A 20,908-nucleotide genomic window follows, 5' to 3' on the forward strand; every position below is an offset into this window, starting at 1 on the left:
ATATAATAAGTATGTTGTAACTAAAGTGGTGATTTTATGGCTCGTTACGATCTCGTTGACCGACTCAATACTACCTTTCGTCAGATGGAGCAAGAACTGGCCGCGTTTGCCGCTGAGCTTGAGCAGCACAAGTTGCTGGTTGCCCGCGTGTTCTCTTTACCGGAAGTCAAAAAAGCGGATGAGCATAATCCGCTGAATTGCATTGAAGTTAAGCAACATCTCGGCAAAGAGGCGCAGGCGCTGGCACTACGTCATTTCCGCCATTTGTTTATTCAGCAACAGTCCGAAAACCGCAGCAGCAAGGCCGCTGTTCGTCTGCCTGGCGTGTTGTGTTATCAGGTCGATAATCTTTCACAAGCGGCGCTGGCAAGTCATATTCAGCGCATCAATCAACTCAAAACCACTTTTGAACATATCGTCACGGTTGAGTCAGAACTCCCCACGGCGGCGCGTTTTGAATGGGTACATCGTCATTTGCCGGGACTGATTACCCTTAACGCTTACCGCACGCTCACGGTTCTTCACGATCCTGCCACTTTACGTTTTGGCTGGGCGAATAAGCATATCATTAAGAATTTGCATCGTGATGAAGTACTGGCTCAACTGGAAAAAAGCCTGAAATCACCACGCAGCGTCGCGCCGTGGACGCGCGAGGAGTGGCAAGGAAAACTGGAGCGTGAGTATCAGGATATCGCCGCCCTGCCGCAGGATGCGAAATTAAAAATCAAACGCCCGGTGAAGGTGCAGCCAATTGCCCGTGTCTGGTATAAGGGAGATCAAAAACAGGTACAACATGCCTGCCCTACGCCGCTTATCGCGTTGGTTAATCGGGATAATGGTGCTGGTGTGCCGGACGTTGGCGAGCTGCTAAATTATGATGCCGACAATGTGCAGCACCGTTACAAACCCCAGGCGCAGCCGCTTCGCTTAATCATTCCACGGCTGCACCTGTATGTTGCAGATTAACGCCCGACTTTCATACTGCCGACCATCTGTTCTGGTCGTACCCAACTATCAAACTCGGCTTCGCTAAGATACCCCAACGCAAGGGCTGCGGCTTTTAAAGTCAGCCCTTCTTTGTGTGCTTTTTTAGCGATCTCAGCGGCTTTGTCATAGCCAATGTGGGTGTTGAGCGCAGTCACCAGCATTAGCGACTCATTGAGCAATTGATTGATTCGCTCACGATTCGGCTCAATTCCCACTGCACAATGTTTGTTAAAACTTTCCATGCCATCCGCCAGTAAGCGCACCGATTGCAGGAAATTGTGGATCACCATCGGGCGGAAGACGTTCAGTTCGAAATTACCGGAAGCGCCACCGATGTTGATCGCCACGTCGTTTCCCATCACCTGACAGCAAAGCATGGTTAACGCTTCACACTGCGTTGGGTTCACTTTCCCTGGCATGATTGAGCTGCCCGGCTCGTTTTCCGGAATTGAGATTTCGCCAATGCCACAGCGAGGGCCTGAAGCCAGCCAGCGGACATCGTTCGCAATTTTCATCAGTGACGCCGCCAGCCCTTTCAACGCGCCATGAGCCTGAACCAGTGCATCGCAGGTCGCCAGTGCTTCAAATTTGTTCGGAGCAGTAACAAACGGCGCACAGGTAATTACCGAAAGCTCATCCGCTACGCGACGGGCATATTCCGGATGGGTATTCAGCCCCGTCCCTACCGCTGTACCGCCCAGCGCCAGTTCCGCCACATGCGGCAGGCTGTATTCAATATGTTTGAGATTATGCTCCAGCATCGCTACCCAGCCGGAAATCTCCTGGCCCAGTGTCAGCGGCGTGGCGTCCTGCAAGTGGGTACGACCAATTTTGACGATATCGGCAAATGCGCGCGATTTCTCATTCAGCGTTTGTGTCAGTGTTTTAAGCTGCGGGATGAGTTGCTTGCGTAGCGCCAGCAGCGCCGCAACGTGCATTGCTGTCGGAAAGACATCATTTGAACTTTGGCTTTTGTTCACGTCGTCGTTAGGGTGAACTTTACGTTCCATTCCGCGCACGCCACCGAGCAGTTCGCTCGCCCGATTGGCCAGCACTTCGTTCATATTCATGTTGCTTTGCGTGCCGGAACCCGTCTGCCAGATAGCCAGCGGAAATTCATCGTCATGCTGTCCCGCCAGCACTTCATCCGCTGCCTGACGGATAGCACTCGCTTTCTCTTCAGAGAGTAAACCTAAATCTTCGTTAACTTTTGCCGCTGCACGCTTAGTCAGCGCCAGCGCATGAATCAGTGAGGTGGGCATTTTCTCCGTGGAAATACGGAAATGCTCCAGCGAGCGTTGAGTTTGTGCGCCCCACAGCTTATCTGCCGGGACATCGATCGCACCCATCGAATCTTTTTCGCTGCGTACTGTATTCATGGCCTGCTCCTCACCTGATTAATTTTTTCTTTCTGTTTTGCTTTCGTTAAGCAACTTTTAGCTCACTCATTATTTACTATTTTGCAACAAATGTTTGGTCTTTCGTGCCATGTAAAAAAGCCGCCCCGAAGTAAAGGGCGGCTCAGATTGTTTGCAAAGTACGCTTTGTTCATGCCGGATACGGCGTGAACGCCTTATCCGACCGCTTATTTCACGCAGCGGGTACACTGCGTGAGTTGAATCTGCTGGAAGAAGTCATTCCCTTTATCATCAACAAGGATAAATGCCGGGAAATCTTCCACTTCAATTTTCCAGATAGCTTCCATACCCAGTTCCGGATATTCAACACATTCCAGGCTCTTAATACTGCCCTGCGCCAGCACTGCTGCCGGGCCGCCGATACTGCCAAGGTAAAAGCCACCATGTTTTTTACAAGCATCGGTCACCTGCTGACTGCGATTACCCTTCGCCAGCATGATCATACTGCCGCCCTGCGCTTGCAGTTGATCGACGTAAGAATCCATCCGTCCGGCGGTCGTTGGGCCAAGAGAGCCGGAGGCATAACCTTCTGGCGTTTTTGCCGGACCAGCATAGTAAATCGGGTGATCTTTGATGTATTGCGGTAACCCTTCGCCGTTGTCCATGCGCTCTTTCAGTTTGGCGTGGGCAATATCACGACCAACAATAATCGTGCCGTTCAGCGACAAGCGGGTAGAAACGGGATACTGCGACAACTGTGCGAGGATCTCTTTCATCGGACGATTAAGGTCAACGCGCACCGCTTCGCCTTCCCCTGCTTTACGCAATTCTTCCGGGATATATTTGCCTGGATTATGTTCCAGTTTTTCGATCCAGATCCCCTGACGATTGATTTTCGCTTTGATATTACGGTCAGCAGAACAGGAAACGCCCATACCAACCGGACAGGATGCGCCGTGGCGTGGCAGACGAATCACGCGGATATCATGGGCAAAATATTTACCGCCAAACTGCGCCCCCAGACCAAGATTTTGCGCTTCAATCAGCAACTCTTTTTCCAGCTCCACATCACGGAACGCCTGACCGTGCTCATTCCCTTCCGTTGGCAGCTCGTCATAGTATTTAGCGGAAGCCAGTTTTACTGTTTTAAGGTTAGTTTCCGCAGATGTACCACCGATCACGAAGGCAATGTGATACGGAGGACACGCCGCCGTGCCCAGCGTACGCATTTTCTCAACCAGATAATTTTTCAGTTTCCCTGGCGTCAGTAACGCTTTGGTTTCCTGATAGAGATACGTCTTGTTTGCTGAACCGCCACCTTTGGCGATACAGAGGAATTTATACTCGTCGCCATCAACAGCATAAAGATCGATCTGCGCTGGCAGGTTGGTGCCAGTATTCACCTCTTTATACATATCCAGCGCTGCGTTTTGCGAGTAGCGCAGGTTATCTTCGATATAGGTGTTATAGACACCGCGCGCCAGCGCCGCTTCATCACCACCACCGGTCCATACACGCTGCCCTTTTTTACCGACGATTATCGCGGTGCCGGTATCCTGGCAGGTTGGCAGAACGCCTTTTGCGGCGATGTCGGAGTTGCGCAGGAATTGCAGCGCCACATATTTGTCGTTTTCGCTGGCTTCCGGGTCGCGCAGGATATCGGCCACTTGCTGCTGGTGAGCCGGACGCAGCATAAATGACGCATCATGAAACGCCTGACGCGCCAACAAAGTTAACGCTTCTGGCGCGACTTTCAAAATCTCCTGCCCTTCAAATTCAGATACGCTAACGTGTTCGCTGGTCAGCAGGTAGTACTCGGTATCATCTTTTTTGAGTGGGAAAGGAGCCTGATAATGAAAGGGTTTGTTTGACATTGTTCTCTCACTTACTGCCTGGTTTGGTTATGCTCTGGGCGGGTGTTCCATTGCCCTGTTAAAAGCGAGTTACATTATCCTACACACTTTTTTAACAAAAACTGAGACTAGTACGACTTTTTGCGGCTCCAGGTTACTTCCCGTAGGATTCTTGCTTTAATAGCGGGATTAATTTCCACATTCAAACAGGGATTGATCATGCAAAAACTTATTAACTCAGTGCAAAACTATGCCTGGGGAAGCAAAACGGCACTGACTGAACTTTATGGCATGGAAAATCCATCCAACCAGCCGATGGCTGAATTGTGGATGGGCGCACATCCGAAGAGCAGTTCACGTGTGCACAATGCCGCCGGAGATATCGTTTCACTGCGTGATGTGATTGAGGGTGATAAATCAACTCTGCTGGGAGATGCCGTTGCCAGGCGCTTTGGCGAACTGCCTTTCCTGTTCAAAGTGTTATGCGCAGCCCAGCCGCTCTCCATTCAGGTTCATCCAAATAAACGCAATTCTGAAATCGGTTTTGCCAAAGAAAATGCCGCCGGCATTCCAATGGATGCCGCTGAGCGTAACTATAAAGATCCTAACCACAAGCCAGAGCTGGTTTTTGCCCTGACCCCTTTCCTCGCGATGAACGCGTTTCGTGAGTTTTCCGAGATTGTTTCCCTGCTCCAGCCCGTCGCGGGCGCGCATCCGGCGATTGCTCATTTTTTACAGCAGCCCAATGCCGAACGTTTAAGCGAACTGTTCGCCAGCCTGTTGAATATGCAGGGTGAAGAGAAATCCCGCGCGCTGGCGATTTTGAAATCGGCGCTCGACAGCCAACAGGGTGAGCCGTGGCAAACGATTCGTTTAATTGCTGAATTTTACCCGGATGACAGCGGCCTGTTCTCCCCACTGTTACTGAATGTGGTAAAACTGAACCCTGGTGAAGCGATGTTCCTGTTCGCTGAAACACCACACGCCTACCTGCAAGGCGTGGCGCTGGAAGTGATGGCGAACTCCGATAACGTGCTGCGTGCGGGTCTGACGCCAAAATATATTGATATTCCGGAGCTGGTTGCCAACGTTAAGTTTGAAGCCAAACCGGCCAGCCAGTTGCTGACCCAGCCGGTGAAACAAGGTGCAGAGCTGGACTTCCCGATTCCGGTTGATGATTTTGCTTTCTCGCTGCATGACCTTAGCGATGAAGAAACTACCATCAGCCAGCAAAGTGCCGCCATTTTGTTCTGCGTTGAAGGCGAAGCAACACTGGGTAAAGGTTCTCAACAGTTAGCGCTTAAACCGGGTGAGTCCGCATTTATTGCCGCCAATGAGTCGCCGGTGACGGTGAAAGGCCACGGACGTTTAGCGCGTGTTTACAACAAGCTGTAAGAGCTTACTGAAATAATTAACATCTCTTGCTAAGCTTATTAAAGGCTTATAACACTTCAGGCGGCCAGTCCGCCTGATTTCATTTATGGATAATCATTATGAATAAATCGCTGGTAGCGGTAGGCGTCATTGTTGCGCTCGGCGTAGTCTGGACAGGCGGCGCATGGTACACAGGCAAGAAGATTGAAACCCATCTCGAAGACATGGTCGCACAGGCGAACGCGCAACTCAAACTGACAGCTCCTGAATCCAACCTGGAAGTGAGTTATCAAAACTATCATCGCGGCGTGTTCAGCAGCCAGTTGCAATTAGTGGTGAAGCCCATCGCCGGGAAAGAAAATCCGTGGATTAAAAGTGGCCAGAGCGTCATCTTCAATGAATCTGTTGACCACGGTCCCTTCCCTCTGGCCCAGCTTAAAAAACTGAATTTGATCCCGTCGATGGCGTCGATTCAAACCACGCTGGTCAATAACGCTGTGAGCAAGCCACTGTTTGATATGGCAAAAGGAGATACACCTTTTGAGATTAACTCTCGCATCGGTTACAGCGGCGATTCCAGTTCAGATATCTCGCTCAAGCCACTGAATTACGAGCAAAAAGATGAAAAAGTCGCCTTTAGCGGCGGTGAGTTCCAGTTAAATGCTGACCGAGACGGTAAAGCCATCTCCCTTTCCGGGGAGGCGCAAAGCGGTCGGGTCGATGCAGTTAACGAATACAACCAGAAAGTGCAGTTGACCTTTAATAATCTGAAAACCGATGGTTCCAGCACGCTGGCAAGTTTCGGTGAGCGCGTGGGTAACCAAAAACTGTCGCTGGAAAAAATGACCATTTCAGTGGAAGGCAAAGAACTGGCTCTGTTGGAAGGCATGGAGATCAGTGGTAAATCAGACCTGGTTAATGACGGTAAAACGATCAATAGCCAACTGGATTACTCGCTAAACAGCCTGAAGGTACAGAATCAGGATCTGGGCAGCGGCAAGCTGACTTTAAAAGTCGGTCAGATTGACGGTGAAGCCTGGCATCAGTTTAGCCAGCAATATAACGCGCAAACACAGGCGTTACTGGCACAGCCAGAGATTGCCAACAATGCCGAACTTTATCAGGAGAAAGTGACGGAAGCCTTCTTTAGCGCCCTGCCGCTGATGTTAAAAGGCGATCCGGTAATTACGATTGCGCCGTTAAGCTGGAAAAACAGTCAGGGTGAAAGCGCGCTGAATTTGTCGCTGTTCCTGAAAGATCCGGCAGCGACTAAAGAAGCGCCGCAAACACTGGCGCAGGAAGTTGATCGCTCGGTTAAATCTCTGGATGCAAAACTGACTATTCCGGTCGATATGGCAACCGAACTGATGACTCAGGTGGCGAAGCTGGAAGGCTATCAGGAAGATCAAGCTAAAAAGCTGGCGAAACAGCAAGTTGAAGGTGCATCAGCAATGGGCCAGATGTTCCGTCTGACCACCTTGCAGGACAATGCCATCACCACCAGCCTGCAATATGCTAACGGTCAGATCACGTTGAATGGTCAGAAAATGTCGCTGGAAGATTTTGTCGGTATGTTTGCGATGCCAGCACTTACCGTTCCGGCTGTACCGGCCATCCCGCAACAGTAATTCACAACCAAAACGCCGGAGAGTTTTCTCTCCGGCGTTTTTTCACTTCAACATAAAGTCATACTGAATACTCATTTTCACATCCCAGTAATTCAGGCGATTGCCCAGCGTACTACCATTGCGCTTTTCCCGTCCTTTATCGGCTGCAAGAAAGAAATTCATCCCTTGTAGCGGCCCTTCGCTGACCCGATAGTTCATACCGCCTAAGATACCTGCGCCTTCAATCCGCACATCTCGTTTACTGGATTCATAGCCGCGAGTCACAATCGGTGCCAATGTCAGCGTAAATTGCGGGGTTAAACGATAATTGACACCCAATTGCCAGGACTGCATACCTTCCCGGTTACGATCAAGACTTAACGAGAAAGGATAACCAATATCGGTGTCCACCACGGCTCCGTTCATCGCATGACGCAGATAACCACCGCTACCAAACACGCTTCCCCACGGCGCGCTCCACGTCAGTTGGCCGCTAACCAGCGCCGTTTCATTGGGCTGGTTGGTGTTACGACTTAAGCCTTCCAGTTGCGCATAAAAGCCGAGCAACTCCCCTTTCAGCGCATAATCCCGGGCGAGCGAAATGCTTTTCTCAAAAATAGTTTGTAGCTGATTAGAAACATCTTTCTGTGCCGATGCCCCCAAAGAATAACGGCTGGTATCATCATGCCAACTGGCAGCTAAAAAAGAACGAGCGCGATGTTTATCGTATTTTCCGGTCTGGCTGTTATAAACACCTTCATCACGGATACCGGTTGTTGAATCAGTCCATAAAAATACCCGGGAGCGCCACATTCCCCACAGTTCAATATTGGGCGTTAAAGCCCAATAACCTAATGCTCCTTCAGAAACGGTCGGTAATGTACGTTGCGAACTGCCAGCAATTAACGGAATACGATAAGGTAAACTACCATAACTATAATCTGTCCCGAAACGACCTAATTTAAGTAAACTCTTTTCACTCGGTTTTATTTTTACCGCACCCAATGCATAGCCAAAACTTTTATCGCCATCAAGATACCATCGGGTACTCATATCAGCACGAGCACCTAATTTATAAACATAATAGGCTCCACCTTCGACGCCAATAATATTAGCGTAATAACCGCTATTAAAATCGAGCAATCCTCCTTGCACCCATGCGTAAATATCTCTTCCCGCGCCAGCACTGGGCTTGTCAGCCCGGCGCAATTCATTTTTCAGTCTGATTCGTAGTCCCGCTTCATCGTCAGCCAGTTGTGCAGCGTAAGCGGAGGTAAGGCCAGAGGCAGCCGTCAGGGAAATAACGGCCATGGCCACTATTTTTCTCATAGTTGCACCTTTGATGTTCTGATTATTTTTATAAGATATTAATTAGTGATATCGCTGATTAATTGCTGCTGCATTTTTTTACGATTATCAATTTCGACCACAATTTCTTTGAATTTTTTATCAGTCAGCGGATAAAACCAAATTATAACGAATGCCAGTAGCATAAATCCGCAAGGGACTAAGGCAATTGATGTGCGGATCCCCATAATAACTTCCGGCGTTTGTGCCTGATTCGCAATATATCCGCTTAATCCCAAAATAAAGGCGGGAATTGAACCCCCTATTGCCTGTCCACATTTTCGGGTAAATGAGAATAATGAATAGGTAAGCCCTTCAATGCGTACACCGGTCAGGTATTCACCATATTCTACAGTATCGGCCTCCAGCGCCCACATCACCGTCATGGTAACGCCCTGACCAACTGAAGCGATGGCTAACGCGATCAGTGCCACCGGCAGCGACCAGACTGAAACCCAGAAGAACAGCAAATAACCACAAGTTCCCAGCAGAGCGCCAATCAGGAAGGTATTCTTTTTACCGATTCTGGCAACCATTCCCGGCACCAGCGGTGCCGATGCCACTGTGCCGACCAGGTTTTGCACCAACACCAGCACAGTAAACAACCCGGCATCATTCAGTACATAGCGCACGTAGAACAACGACGAAGCACTGACCGCGAAGGTCGAGATCAGCACGCATAGCGCGCCAATGCACAACATAAACAGCGGACGATTCCGTTTCAGCGTTTGCAGGCTGATCTTCAATGACGGCTGCGCCACGATACGCACTACATTCTCGCGCGTCGATTTAAAGCAAATGAAGTAAAGCACCATCCCGGCAATCGCCAGGGTAATCGTCCAGAAATGGTATACCGACACCATCTCCTCCGGGCTGGAGTGCTTAATGCTCGGGCCAATCAGAAAAGCCAGGCAGACAAAGGTCAGCGAAGCGGCAATCCCGCGAGCCGCGCCCAGACGGGCGCGGGATTGTGGTTGTTGGGTCATGGCAGTTGCCAGTGAGCCATAAGGTATATTGACCAGGCTGTAACAAAGCCCCAGCCCCATATAAGTCAAATATGCATACACCACTTTGCTGCTATGACTCCAGTCGGTCGGCACCCAGAAAACCAGCACGCTGAAGATCATTAACGGTGCAGTGCCGAACAGCAAGAAGGGGCGGAATTTGCCCCAACGGGTATTTACGCTGTCTACCACCCGTCCGGCGAAGACGTCAGCAAAAGCATCGAATACCCGCACCAGTAATAGCATGGTGCCCGCCGCAGCGGCACCGACGCCAGCGACGTCGGTGTAGTAACTCAACAGGAAGAGCGCCCCCATGGCGAAGGCGAAGTTATTGGCAACGTCACCGAGGCTGTAGCCGACGATGGTGCGCCATGAGAGTTGTTGATTCATTTTTTGCCTCCCTGCTGCGGTTTTTCACCGAAATTCATGCCAGTCCAGCGTTTTTGCAGCGAGAAAGCCGCCGATTTTGGTTTGCGGTCACGAGTGAAAATCCCTTTCTTGTTACCGCCAACGCGCAGAATGCCCTGCGAAGTCGCAAAATCAGCGAAGTTCCATACCTGTTCACCAACGACAGCACTAACGCGGTCAAAGACGCGGTGATACATATCCAGCCACGCGCACTGATACTCTTCACTCCACATATCGGTGTACATCGAGTGCAGACCGGCTAACGTATCCACCCCGTATTCGGTGATGATAATCGGCTGATGCAGTTTCTCCTGCCACGCAAGCAGTTCTTTTTCCAGTACCTTTTCTGCCGTCTCCAGATCGCCGCTTTGGACATACCAGCCGTAATAACGGTTCAGACACAGCACATCAAAGAGATCGCTGATGGTATCGGTGTGAGCGTCGCAGAACATCACATTGACGCAGGTGATCGGTCGTGTCGGGTCGAGTTTACGCGTTGCTTCTGCCAGTGGCGCGAAATATTCCCGGGCACCTTGCGGGCGGGTATCTGGTTCATTGGCAATGCTCCACATCACCACGCTTGGGTGGTTTTTATCACGCGCAATCAGTTCTTTAATCGCCTGTAAGTGCGCCTGCTGGGTTTCCCCATTGACCGCCTCTTCGCTGTACAGTTCTTTCGGTTTGTTGCCCGCTTCGAAACCAATTCCTAAAGAAAGGTTAAAGCCGACGGCGGCAGTTTCATCAATCACCACAATGCCATGTTCGTCAGCCCAGTCGAGCATCTCTTCAGCGTAAGGGTAATGCGAGGTGCGGTAAGAGTTGGCACCAATCCAGTCCATCAATGCGTGATCGTGCACCATCAGCACGTTATCGAATCCCTTGCCACGCAAATCCGCATCTTCATGACGACCAAAGCCAGTGAAGTAGAACGGTTTGTGGTTGATCAGGAACTGTTCACCCTTTACTGCCACCGAGCGGATACCGACGCGCAGTGGATAGATGTCGCACTCTGTCTGGCTTTTTGCGGTGACGCACAGTTCATAGAGATACCCATCACCGGGTTGCCAGAGATTCGGGTTCACCACTTGCAAGGTTCCGCTGTGACCTTGTCCGGCTGCGACAACCTGCTGATCAGCATCACGCAGTTCGACGCTGATATCACCATTGGCCACCACCTGCCAGTCAATGGAAGCGTGGTTGCAGTCTTGCGCTACATGCGTCACCACGGTGATATCGTCCACCCAGGTGTTCGGCGTGGTATAGAGCATTACGCTGCGGTGGATCCCGGCGTAGTTAAAGAAATCATGGAAATAAGACTGCTTTTTCTTGCCGTTTTCGTCGGTAATCACCATTCCCGGCGGGATAGTCTGCCAGTTCAGCTCATTGTTCACACAAACGGTGATACGCACACTTTTTCCGGCAATCACATATGGAGTAACATCGGCTTCAAACGGCGTATAGCCGCCCTGATGCTCCATCACTTCCTGATTATTAACCCACACTTTGCCGTAATGAGTGACCGCATCGAAACGCAGCACGATACGCTGGCCCGCCCAACCTTTGGGTATAAAGACTTCGCGCTGATACCAGACATTGCCCACATAATTACGAATATCCGCATCAGCAAACTGATCGTTAAAACTGCCTGGTACGGCAATCGCCCGACTCTCTTGCAACGTGCTTTCCCACCAACGCTGATCATTTCCACAGTTTTCGCGATCCAGGCTGAATGCCCACAGACCGTCGAGTTTTTTGATTTCACGAGTTGGGGTTTCTACAGGACGTAACATAAGGGACTCCTCATTAAGATAAAAATACTGGTCAACCTTTAATTTGATTAGTTAACCAATTAAGCAATGCAAACAGTTATCTGTGAGAAACCCACGGAAGAGAAATGGAAATAAAAAGAACTGACACCGCGATCAAAAAACCAAAAACTGCAATACCCACAGCGTGACATGGATCGCATTAATCTCTAAAACAACGTTGACAGAAGCTACAAAATAAGCAACCGAACGCTCGTTCGAGTTACTTAAAACGCTAAATTTCCGTGACATATGGTTGTGGTGTATGTGTTAACGGGATTTTGCGATCAGGCGAGAACGTTTTGGTATGGTGCTGTTAAGGACATTAAATGCGGGCGCAGTGGTCACCGGCCCGCGGCAAGAAGATATCAGGATGCGGTTAAAATACCGCCAATCATCGCACGTAATCCCTGGGCAAATGACGCGTCACCCGCCAGGTCTTCGGCTTCGATGTCGGCCAGTACGCCATAGGTCAGATCCAGCAATAAACGAGAGGTCATCGCCGTGTTAATGTCAGGACTTATCTCACCTTTTTGCTGGGCATCGCGCATACGCTGGGCGATGTATTCGGTGATTGTCAGATGCTTATTCCTGAGCATAGCGGCAACCTGCGGATTACGCATTCCTTCCGCCATAATCTCTACCACCAGCGCCCGCTGGGCAAAGGCTTCATGCGTCAGGGAGACTATCGACTCGACCATATATTCTACAAAATGAATCCCTTCGATAGGGTCCCGGAAGCGGGCCAGCGCCCTCTCCTGATCCTGGAGGATAATTGCCTGAATCAAGGCTTCTTTAGAAATGAAATGGTGGTAAAGCGTCCCGGGACTTATACCGCAGGATTTACAGATGGCTTTCATCGAGGCACTGTGAAATCCATTTTCTGAAAAAATCTCTCTGGCAGCATTGAGGATCCGGGTCCGTGTCGGTTGTGCTTCAGTCTGCATGTTATCCATCGTTAAACCAATATAGTTAGCATGAATAACTAGTTTACCGCGTTGTCAGGTGAGCGCCTATCATTGCTGTTGAATAGTGCGAAGGCACACCCGATTCGTTTACTATTCACACGATAATTGGTCAACCAATGAACATAACATGGTTACCAGTTTTCTGGCGTTTTTTCACTGCTGAACTCGCTGTACCGGTAAACAACACTCACTCAGTTGTTTACCGGCCTGCTAGCGATTAATTAAGCTCCTGTACCCCACCGCCGGATACGGTGAGTATTTGCCCGCTTATCCAACTGGCAGCAGGTGAACACAGAAACAGCGCCGCGTTAGCAATATCTTGCGGTTGACCCAGACGTCTGATTGGCGTGTGCTGCAACATTTTTTGTTCAATTTCTGGCGTAATAACGGATTTTAGAGCATCAGTTAATATTGCCCCCGGCGCAATGCCATTCACCCGAATATTTTTTTCACCCAGATCAAATGCCATATTTCTCACCAGATGACTGGCCGCAGCTTTAGATGACGCATAGGAAGTCATGTTTTTATTTTTATTTTCTGCAGCCATAGAAGTGATAGTCAGAATAACGCCTCCGCCATTTTTTTCCATTTCTGGCGCAATGAGTTGTGACAGATGGAAAAAAGAAAACACATTCAGTTCATAAGCGCGGCGGAAATCCGCCATTGGCATATCAAACGGTTTAGGACCACCGCCACCCGCGTTGTTAACCAGAATATCCACTTTGCCCAACTTACTGATGGCAAAGTCTGCCAGAGCAGATAATTCCTGTTCGGAAGTAATATCACAACGCCAGGCAAATGCCTGTCCACCAAGCTGTTGAATCTCATCAACAACATGATTTGCTGCATCGGCATTAATATCACTGACCACCACAGATGCACCTGCTGTCGCGAATGTAATGGCAATTTCTTTACCAATACCAGCACCCGCACCGGTGATGATGGCGCATTTTCCGTCGAGTCTCAGGTTGTCAGAATTAAACACATAAACCTCCTGTGAACTTCAGTAAATAAATTAAAAGGCACCGCCTGTGTGCCACATTTTTTATCATTAACCTCGGGGAAAAGACACTACCAGGTATAGCAGATAAAGAGAGATTATTTCGCCGTAATGAGCCGCGCGGGGATAATCAGATTTCGAGAGTGATTCTCTTCGTGACTGATTTTTTGCATCATGCGATCGGCAAGCGTAAAGCCCAGTTCCCGCGCAGGTGTGCAGGCCCAGACAATCGGAAAATCATCAAGAGCAGTTTGCGTTACATCAGTAAATGCCGCTAATGAAACCTGTTGCTCAAAATAACGATCGACCCCGCTTTCGCCGCTTTGCCGCCCTGCTTTCAGTAAACCAAACCACGCGCCCATCGCAATGGTTTCGTTGTAGCACACCACCGCGCTGATGGTCGGGTTATGGCGCAAAAGCGCCGTTATAGCTTCCGCAGCCAGCTTCTGGCTGGAAGAACATTCCAGTACCCAATCGCTGTGAAACGGCAGACCAAATTTTAATAGTGTTGCGCAATATCCACCCACTCGTTCCGCGCGGGTTAAAGAGGAACTTTGCCCTCCCAGCCAGGCGATACGCTGATGCCCATTGCGAATAAGGTGTTCCGTCAATAACTGCGCTGCCTGCATGTTATCCGGGCGAACAGTATCCACATCTTCAAGATAGCTGGCACGGGATGCAAAAATCACCGGGATGTCTTTTTCTTCTGCCATGCGCCGCAGGTCATCACTGCTTCCTGCCGCACCGGCAATCACCACACCATCGACACCCTGATTCAGTAGCAGTGAAAATCGCTGGGCCAGTTGCTCGCCATCTTTACCGCCGTGGAGCAAAAAAACCATCCGCCCCTGTGCTTCCAGTGCCTCTGTCAGCCCGGCCGTTAATTCAGCGTAAAACGGCGAAGATAAGTCGCGCACAATTAAGCCAATTACGCCACTCTGCCCGCCGCGCAGCGCAGATGCCTGGCGATTTCGCACAAAGCCTAACTCTTCAATGGCCGCGTTAACCCGTTCTCCCGTGGCGGCAGATATTCGCCCTTTGCCACTAAGCACCAGCGAAACGGTACTGACTGACACGCCCGCAGCCAGCGCAACATCATGAATAGTGATTTTTTTGGCGGTAGCCATGCAGATGACCTACTCCCTGATTATGTGACAGATAAAACGTTTTACCTTTAATTTATCTTATACCCGCTATTATCGTTGCGTAATGTGATTTATGCCTCACTAAAATTTGATAAAACGTTTTATCTTCTCGCGCAATTTATTGAATCCAGACTGTTCTCAACAAGGAGTCGTTTTATGACGGCGAAAGCAGCACCGAAAGTCACGCTGTGGGAATTCTTCCAGCAGTTAGGCAAAACCTTTATGTTACCCGTGGCGTTATTGTCGTTCTGCGGCATTATGCTCGGAATTGGCAGTTCCCTTAGCAGCCACGATGTCATCACCCTAATCCCGGCATTGGGTAACCCCGTGTTGCAGGCCATCTTTACCTGGATGAGTAAGGTTGGCTCGTTTGCTTTTAGCTTTCTGCCAGTGATGTTCTGTATTGCAATCCCACTCGGGCTGGCGCGTGAAAACAAAGGTGTTGCAGCATTCGCGGGTTTTGTCGGTTACGCGGTCATGAACCTTGCGGTTAACTTCTGGTTGACCAATAAAGGCATTCTACCAACCACCGATGCAACCGTTCTGAAAGCCAATAATATCCAGAGTATTCTTGGGATCCAGTCGATCGACACCGGGATCCTCGGTGCAGTGATCGCCGGTATCATTGTCTGGATGCTGCATGAGCGTTTCCATAATATCCGCCTGCCAGATGCGCTGGCGTTCTTCGGCGGCACCCGCTTCGTGCCCATTATCTCCTCACTGGTGATGGGACTTGTCGGTCTGGTAATTCCGTTAGTCTGGCCGATATTTGCTATGGGCATTAGTGGATTAGGTCATATGATCAATAGCGCAGGCGATTTCGGACCGATGCTGTTTGGTACTGGCGAACGTCTGCTGTTGCCGTTTGGTCTGCATCACATTCTGGTGGCATTAATTCGCTTTACTGATGCGGGCGGCACGCAGGAAGTCTGCGGTCAAACCGTAAGCGGCGCGCTGACTATCTTCCAGGCGCAATTAAGCTGCCCGACCACACACGGTTTCTCTGAAAGCGCTACGCGTTTCCTCTCCCAGGGAAAAATGCCTGCCTTCCTCGGCGGCCTGCCTGGTGCGGCATTAGCCATGTATCACTGCGCACGCCCGGAAAATCGCCATAAAATTAAAGGCCTGCTGATTTCTGGCCTGATCGCCTGTGTCGTTGGCGGCACCACAGAACCGCTGGAGTTCCTGTTCCTGTTCGTTGCGCCAGTCCTGTATGTCATCCACGCACTGTTAACCGGCCTCGGCTTCACTGTCATGTCCGTTCTCGGTGTCACCATCGGTAATACCGACGGTAATATCATCGACTTTGTGGTATTCGGTATTTTGCATGGTCTGTCGACTAAGTGGTACATGGTGCCAGTGGTGGCGGCAATTTGGTTTGTTGTTTATTACGTCATCTTCCGTTTCGCTATCACCCGCTTCAATCTGAAAACACCGGGGCGCGACAGTGAAATCGCCAGCTCAATCGAAAAAGCCGTTGTCGGTACGCCGGGTAAATCAGGTTACAACGTTCCGGCAATCCTCGAAGCCCTGGGTGGTGCCGACAATATTGTCAGCCTTGATAACTGTATTACTCGCCTGCGTTTGTCTGTGAAAGATATGTCGCTTGTGAATGTGCAGGCGCTGAAGGACAATCGGGCAATTGGCGTAGTTCAATTGAATCAACATAACCTGCAGGTTGTTATTGGGCCGCAAGTTCAATCGGTAAAAGATGAAATGGCCGGTTTGATGCGCACTGTTCAGGCATAAGGATAAAATATGTTCGATTTTTCAAAGGTCGTGGATCGTCATGGAACATGGTGTACACAATGGGACTATGTCGCTGACCGTTTCGGCTCTGCGGATCTGCTGCCGTTCACGATTTCAGACATGGATTTTGCCACCGCACCCTGCATTATCGAGGCACTGAATCAGCGCCTGATGCACGGTGTGTTTGGCTACAGCCGCTGGAAAAACGATGAGTTTCTCGCGGCAATTGCCCACTGGTTTTCCACCCAACATAACACCGCCATTGATACGCAGTCGGTGGTTTATGGCCCTTCTGTTATCTATATGGTGTCGGAATTGATTCGCCAGTGGTCTGCCGTCGGTGAAGGCGTGATGATCCATACCCCCGCTTACGACGCATTTTACAAAGCCATTGAAGGTAATCAGCGCACCGTGATGCCCGTTGCTTTAGAGAAGCGGGAGGACGGTTGGTTTTGCAATATGGCAAAACTGGAAGCTGTACTGGCGAAACCAGAATGTAAAATTATGCTCCTGTGTAGCCCGCAGAACCCCACGGGTAAAGTCTGGACTTGCGATGAACTGGAGATAATGGCAGACCTTTGCGAACGCTATGGTGTACGCGTTATCTCCGATGAAATCCATATGGATATGGTATGGGATGAGCAACCACATATTCCCTGGAGCAACGTGGCGCGCGGAGACTGGGCGCTGCTGACTTCTGGTTCGAAAAGTTTCAATATTCCTGCCCTGACCGGAGCTTACGGTATCATTGAAAACAGCGAGAGCCGCGAGACGTATTTATCAGCACTGAAAGGTCGTGATGGGCTTTCCTCCCCTTCTGTACTGGCATTAACAGCACATATCGCCGCCTATCAGCAAGGCGCAGCGTGGCTGGATGCCTTACGTGTCTATCTGAAAGACAATCTGAGGTATATCGCCAATACAATGAACGCCGCGTTCCCGGAACTCAACTGGCAGCCCCCACAATCCACTTATCTCGCCTGGCTTGATTTACGGCCTCTGAACATTGATGACAATGCACTGCAAAAAGTCCTGATTGAGCAAGAAAAAGTGGCGATCATGCCGGGATATACCTACGGCGAAGAAGGCCGTGGCTTTGTTCGTCTCAATGCCGGATGCCCTCGTTCGAAACTGGAAAAAGGTGTCGCCGGATTAATTAACGCCATCCGCACTGTACGTTGATTGCGATTGCGCAACGCAAATAATCGTTGCGCAATCGTAGATTTTTACCCTGCTTTGTTTTTATAATGGTGCGCACTTTTATATCCAGAAAAAGAGTGCGACCATGATTGATACCACCCTGCCATTAACTGATATCCATCGCCACCTTGATGGCAACATTCGTCCCCAGACCATCCTTGAACTTGGCCGCCAGTATAATATTTCACTTCCTGCACAATCGCTGGAAACGCTGATCCCCCACGTTCAGGTCATCGCCAACGAACCCGATCTGGTCAGCTTCCTGAGCAAACTTGACTGGGGCGTTAAAGTTCTCGCTTCTCTTGATGCCTGCCGTCGCGTGGCATTTGAAAATATTGAAGATGCCGCTCGAAACGGCCTGCACTATGTCGAACTACGTTTTTCGCCAGGCTACATGGCGATGACGCATCAGTTGCCTGTTGCGGGCGTGGTCGAAGCCGTCATTGATGGCGTGCGTGAAGGTTGCCGCACTTTTGGTGTGCAGGCGAATCTTATCGGCATTATGAGTCGAACCTTTGGCGAAGCCGCCTGCCAGCAAGAACTGGAGGCATTTTTAGCCCACCGTGACCAGATTACCGCGCTGGATTTAGCCGGTGATGAACTTGGTTTCCCGGGGAGTCTGTTCCTTTCTCACTTCAATCGCGCACGTGATGCGGGTTGGCATATTACTGTTCATGCAGGTGAAGCTGCTGGCTCGGAAAGCATCTGGCAGGCTATTCGTGAACTGGGGGCGGAACGTATTGGACATGGCGTAAAAGCCATTGAAGATCGGGCGCTGATGGATTTTCTTGCCGAACAGCAAATTGGTATTGAATCCTGTCTGACCTCAAACATTCAGACCAGTACCGTAGCCTCTCTGGTGGCACATCCACTGAAAACGTTCCTTGAGCATGGTATTTGCGCCAGCATTAACACTGATGATCCGGGGGTTCAGGGCGTAGATATCATTCACGAATATACCGTCGCCGCACCCGCTGCGGGTTTATCTCGCGAGCAAATTCGCCAGGCGCAGATTAACGGTCTGGAAATGGCGTTTTTGAGCGCCGATGAGAAACGTGCTCTGAGAGAAAAAGTGACTGCGAAGTAAGAACATGCCTGATAAGGCGCGTAAGCGTCGTATCAGGCATTTGAATTCATCGCCGGATGCAGTGTAGTCGCTTTATCCGGCTCCAAAAATCGATTATCACGCCAGGCACAGCGTCGCGCGATGTTTGGCGGATTCGATACCAAGTTCAATGAGTTCCATCACCTGAATCGCCTGACTTGCCGGCACCGGATTTTCTCCGTCACCATTCAACGCATCACGAATAGCAGCGTAGTAAGCCGGATAATTTCCCGGCACCGTCAGCAGTGTTTCTTCGACGCGTTCCTCACCTTCAACACGGGTAAGTACGCCGTCACGCATATCATAGCCCCAATCTTCCTGCGGCAAACGTTCGCCATTTTTCAGCCGCTCTTCCTGTGGATCGAGTCCATACTTAACGTAGCTGCCGCGAGAACCATGAACGATATAGCGTGCCGACTCTGCTGCCGCCAACATAGTGCCGTGTAAAATGACCCGCCGCTGTGGGTAGGACAAAATGGCGTGGAAATAATCTGTCGACTGCGCTCCCGGGCGTAACTGTGCTAAATCTACGGTCATGCTGACGGGTAAGCCAAACAGCGTAATAGCCTGATCGAGCAAATGCGGCGCTAAATCGTACCAGATACCGCTACCGGGGCCGCCCTGTTCACGCCAGCGATCGCGCACCTGTGGACGGAAGCGGTCGAAATGAGACTCAAAGTAAGCCACTTCCCCCAGCAAGCCTTCCGCGAGCAAACCTTTTAGCGTCAGGAAATCGCTATCCCAGCGACGGTTATGAAACACTGACAACACGCGCCCAAGACTCTTTGCCAGAGCATCCAGCTCCCGTGCTTGTGACAGTGTCACGGTGAAAGGCTTATCAACAACCACATGTTTACCCGCTTCCAGTGCCGCTTTTGCTAACGGAAAATGGGTATCGTTGGGCGTAGGAATGACAATCAGGTCAATATTAGGATCATTAAAGAGATGCTTCGGTTCAGAGACAACCGTAACTGTTGGCCAATCAGCCTTCACTTTTGTTTCGTCACTGCTGGAGATCACCGCCAGCTCCAGCCCGGGCGTGCCCGCAATCAGGGGAGCATGGAAGGTTTTGCTCGCATAACCGTACCCAATCAACCCAACACGGATGTTGTCGCTCATGTCATTGCCTCTCATTGAAGTATGATGCTATTTGACACTATCCTTTACCCTCTCTCAACAGTTTAATAACCTGCCTGCAATACGGGGGGTTATTTAACTTAAGTCAAAAAAAGAGCGAATTTTCTGAAGGCAAAAGATAAATATCGCAAAAACATCAGTAAAAATCTTGCTGGAGCAATTATTGCTAAGTAACATTTACGGCCTTAGTTAATGGATCAATCAACATAGATGTGGGCAGTAATGAATCGTCTTATTGAATTAACAGGTTGGATCGTTCTTATCGTTTCAGTCATTCTTCTTGGCGTGGCGAGTCACATTGACAACTACCAGCCGCCTGAACAGAGTACCCCGGTACAACACAAGTAATCTCTGCGTTTGCAGGGCAACATGCAGCCCGTCCGGGTGCATGTTTTGACTTGTCGGGTATTTAAACCAAGAATTTATTATTTTGCACGGTGTTGTTGACGATTGTCAGGGATAGTAAAGCGCGTTACTCTTTTATTAGCAGTATTTCATCCCAGAATTATTTGCCATCAGCACATTCTTATTATTGCTTTAACGTTCACCTATGGTGAGATTTTATCATTACATATAATGCCTACCACTTTGGTATTAGTTATTTAATGGATCTTTTATGACAGCTCAGGAATACTTATTAAAATTTCGTAAAATCAATTCACTCGAAAGCCTGGAAAAACTCTACGATCATCTTAATTACACCCTGACGGACGATCAGGATATTATAAATATGTATCGTGCAGCCGATCACCGCCGAGCAGAGCTGGTTTCTGGCGGGCGTTTGTTTGACCTCGGGCAGGTTCCGAAATCGGTCTGGCACTACGTTCAATAAAGAAAGTAGCGATCGGTTATAAAAGCTTT

17 protein-coding genes are annotated in these 20,908 nt (G+C 49.9%); 8 read left to right on the top strand and 9 right to left on the bottom strand.

All coding sequences use genetic code 11. From position 1 onward, the window contains the following. Window positions 1-36: 36 nt before the first annotated feature. Window positions 37-966: a DNA replication terminus site-binding protein gene (gene tus, locus A9587_RS02325; protein WP_000135173.1), complete on the top strand. Its 930-nt coding sequence runs from the start codon at window positions 37-39 to the stop codon at window positions 964-966. Here the strand turns inward: tus and fumC are convergent. Both fumC and fumB read right to left on the bottom strand, forming a co-directional pair. Further along, window positions 963-2,366: a class II fumarate hydratase gene (gene fumC / locus A9587_RS02330; RefSeq protein WP_105263199.1), complete on the bottom strand. Its 1,404-nt coding sequence runs from the start codon at window positions 2,364-2,366 to the stop codon at window positions 963-965. The two genes, tus and fumC, sit on opposite strands and share 4 nt — an antisense overlap. A gap of 206 nt (window positions 2,367-2,572) precedes the next feature. Then, window positions 2,573-4,219 carry a class I fumarate hydratase gene (gene fumB / locus A9587_RS02335; RefSeq protein ID WP_001516347.1) on the bottom strand — a complete coding sequence of 549 codons (1,647 nt, stop codon included), beginning with the start codon at window positions 4,217-4,219 and terminating at the stop codon, window positions 2,573-2,575. Window positions 4,220-4,417: 198 nt separating this feature from the next. Between fumB and manA the strand changes: the two genes are divergently transcribed. Then, complete coding sequence (manA, locus tag A9587_RS02340) at window positions 4,418-5,593, top strand: mannose-6-phosphate isomerase (protein WP_016261997.1); 1,176 nt, start codon at window positions 4,418-4,420, stop codon at window positions 5,591-5,593. 98 nt (window positions 5,594-5,691) lie between these two features. Next, window positions 5,692-7,200, top strand: a complete 1,509-nt coding sequence (locus A9587_RS02345) for a YdgA family protein (protein WP_016248682.1) — start codon at window positions 5,692-5,694, stop codon at window positions 7,198-7,200. A gap of 42 nt (window positions 7,201-7,242) precedes the next feature. Here A9587_RS02345 and uidC read toward each other — a convergent pair whose 3' ends face one another. The 6 genes from uidC to malI form a co-directional block, all read right to left on the bottom strand. Next, window positions 7,243-8,508, bottom strand: coding sequence for a glucuronide uptake porin UidC (gene uidC, locus A9587_RS02350; protein WP_105263200.1), 1,266 nt, complete (start codon window positions 8,506-8,508; stop codon window positions 7,243-7,245). A 38-nt stretch (window positions 8,509-8,546) separates the two neighbouring features. Then, window positions 8,547-9,920, bottom strand: coding sequence for a glucuronide transporter (gene uidB, locus A9587_RS02355; protein ID WP_001075870.1), 1,374 nt, complete (start codon window positions 9,918-9,920; stop codon window positions 8,547-8,549). Further along, window positions 9,917-11,728: a beta-glucuronidase gene (uidA, locus tag A9587_RS02360; protein ID WP_001516343.1), complete on the bottom strand. Its 1,812-nt coding sequence runs from the start codon at window positions 11,726-11,728 to the stop codon at window positions 9,917-9,919. Before uidA ends, uidB begins: the two co-directional genes overlap by 4 nt. A 383-nt stretch (window positions 11,729-12,111) precedes the next feature. Further along, the gene (gene uidR / locus A9587_RS02365) at window positions 12,112-12,699 is read right to left on the bottom strand and encodes a DNA-binding transcriptional regulator UidR (protein WP_000369704.1); all 588 of its coding nucleotides are present in this window, start codon (window positions 12,697-12,699) and stop codon (window positions 12,112-12,114) included. A gap of 229 nt (window positions 12,700-12,928) precedes the next feature. Continuing rightward, window positions 12,929-13,696: a 7-alpha-hydroxysteroid dehydrogenase gene (gene hdhA, locus A9587_RS02370; protein WP_000483368.1), complete on the bottom strand. Its 768-nt coding sequence runs from the start codon at window positions 13,694-13,696 to the stop codon at window positions 12,929-12,931. Window positions 13,697-13,809: 113 nt separating this feature from the next. Beyond that, window positions 13,810-14,838, bottom strand: a complete 1,029-nt coding sequence (gene malI, locus A9587_RS02375) for a mal regulon transcriptional regulator MalI (protein ID WP_001516341.1) — start codon at window positions 14,836-14,838, stop codon at window positions 13,810-13,812. A gap of 174 nt (window positions 14,839-15,012) precedes the next feature. Between malI and malX the strand changes: the two genes are divergently transcribed. The 3 genes from malX to add all read left to right on the top strand — a co-directional run bounded on the left by malX (window position 15,013) and on the right by add (window position 18,892). Then, on the top strand, window positions 15,013-16,605 hold the full coding sequence (gene malX / locus A9587_RS02380) for a PTS maltose transporter subunit IICB (protein ID WP_105263201.1): 1,593 nt from the start codon (window positions 15,013-15,015) through the stop codon (window positions 16,603-16,605). 9 nt (window positions 16,606-16,614) lie between these two features. Then, on the top strand, window positions 16,615-17,787 hold the full coding sequence (locus A9587_RS02385) for a MalY/PatB family protein (RefSeq protein WP_001516339.1): 1,173 nt from the start codon (window positions 16,615-16,617) through the stop codon (window positions 17,785-17,787). 103 nt (window positions 17,788-17,890) lie between these two features. Next, on the top strand, window positions 17,891-18,892 hold the full coding sequence (gene add / locus A9587_RS02390; protein WP_000567479.1) for an adenosine deaminase: 1,002 nt from the start codon (window positions 17,891-17,893) through the stop codon (window positions 18,890-18,892). A gap of 96 nt (window positions 18,893-18,988) precedes the next feature. On the opposite strand, the gene A9587_RS02395 is transcribed toward add, so the two are convergent. Next, complete coding sequence (locus tag A9587_RS02395; protein WP_001282501.1) at window positions 18,989-20,029, bottom strand: oxidoreductase; 1,041 nt, start codon at window positions 20,027-20,029, stop codon at window positions 18,989-18,991. Window positions 20,030-20,269: 240 nt separating this feature from the next. Between A9587_RS02395 and blr the strand changes: the two genes are divergently transcribed. Beyond that, entirely contained in the window at window positions 20,270-20,395 is a 126-nt protein-coding gene (blr, locus tag A9587_RS02400) for a division septum protein Blr (protein WP_032141301.1), read from the top strand. A 268-nt stretch (window positions 20,396-20,663) separates the two neighbouring features. Next, window positions 20,664-20,879, top strand: coding sequence for a transcription modulator YdgT (ydgT, locus tag A9587_RS02410; RefSeq protein ID WP_000126621.1), 216 nt, complete (start codon window positions 20,664-20,666; stop codon window positions 20,877-20,879). Window positions 20,880-20,908 lie beyond the last annotated feature (29 nt).

Source organism: Escherichia sp. MOD1-EC6162, assembly GCF_002965125.1.
Taxonomy (GTDB): domain Bacteria; phylum Pseudomonadota; class Gammaproteobacteria; order Enterobacterales; family Enterobacteriaceae; genus Escherichia; species Escherichia marmotae.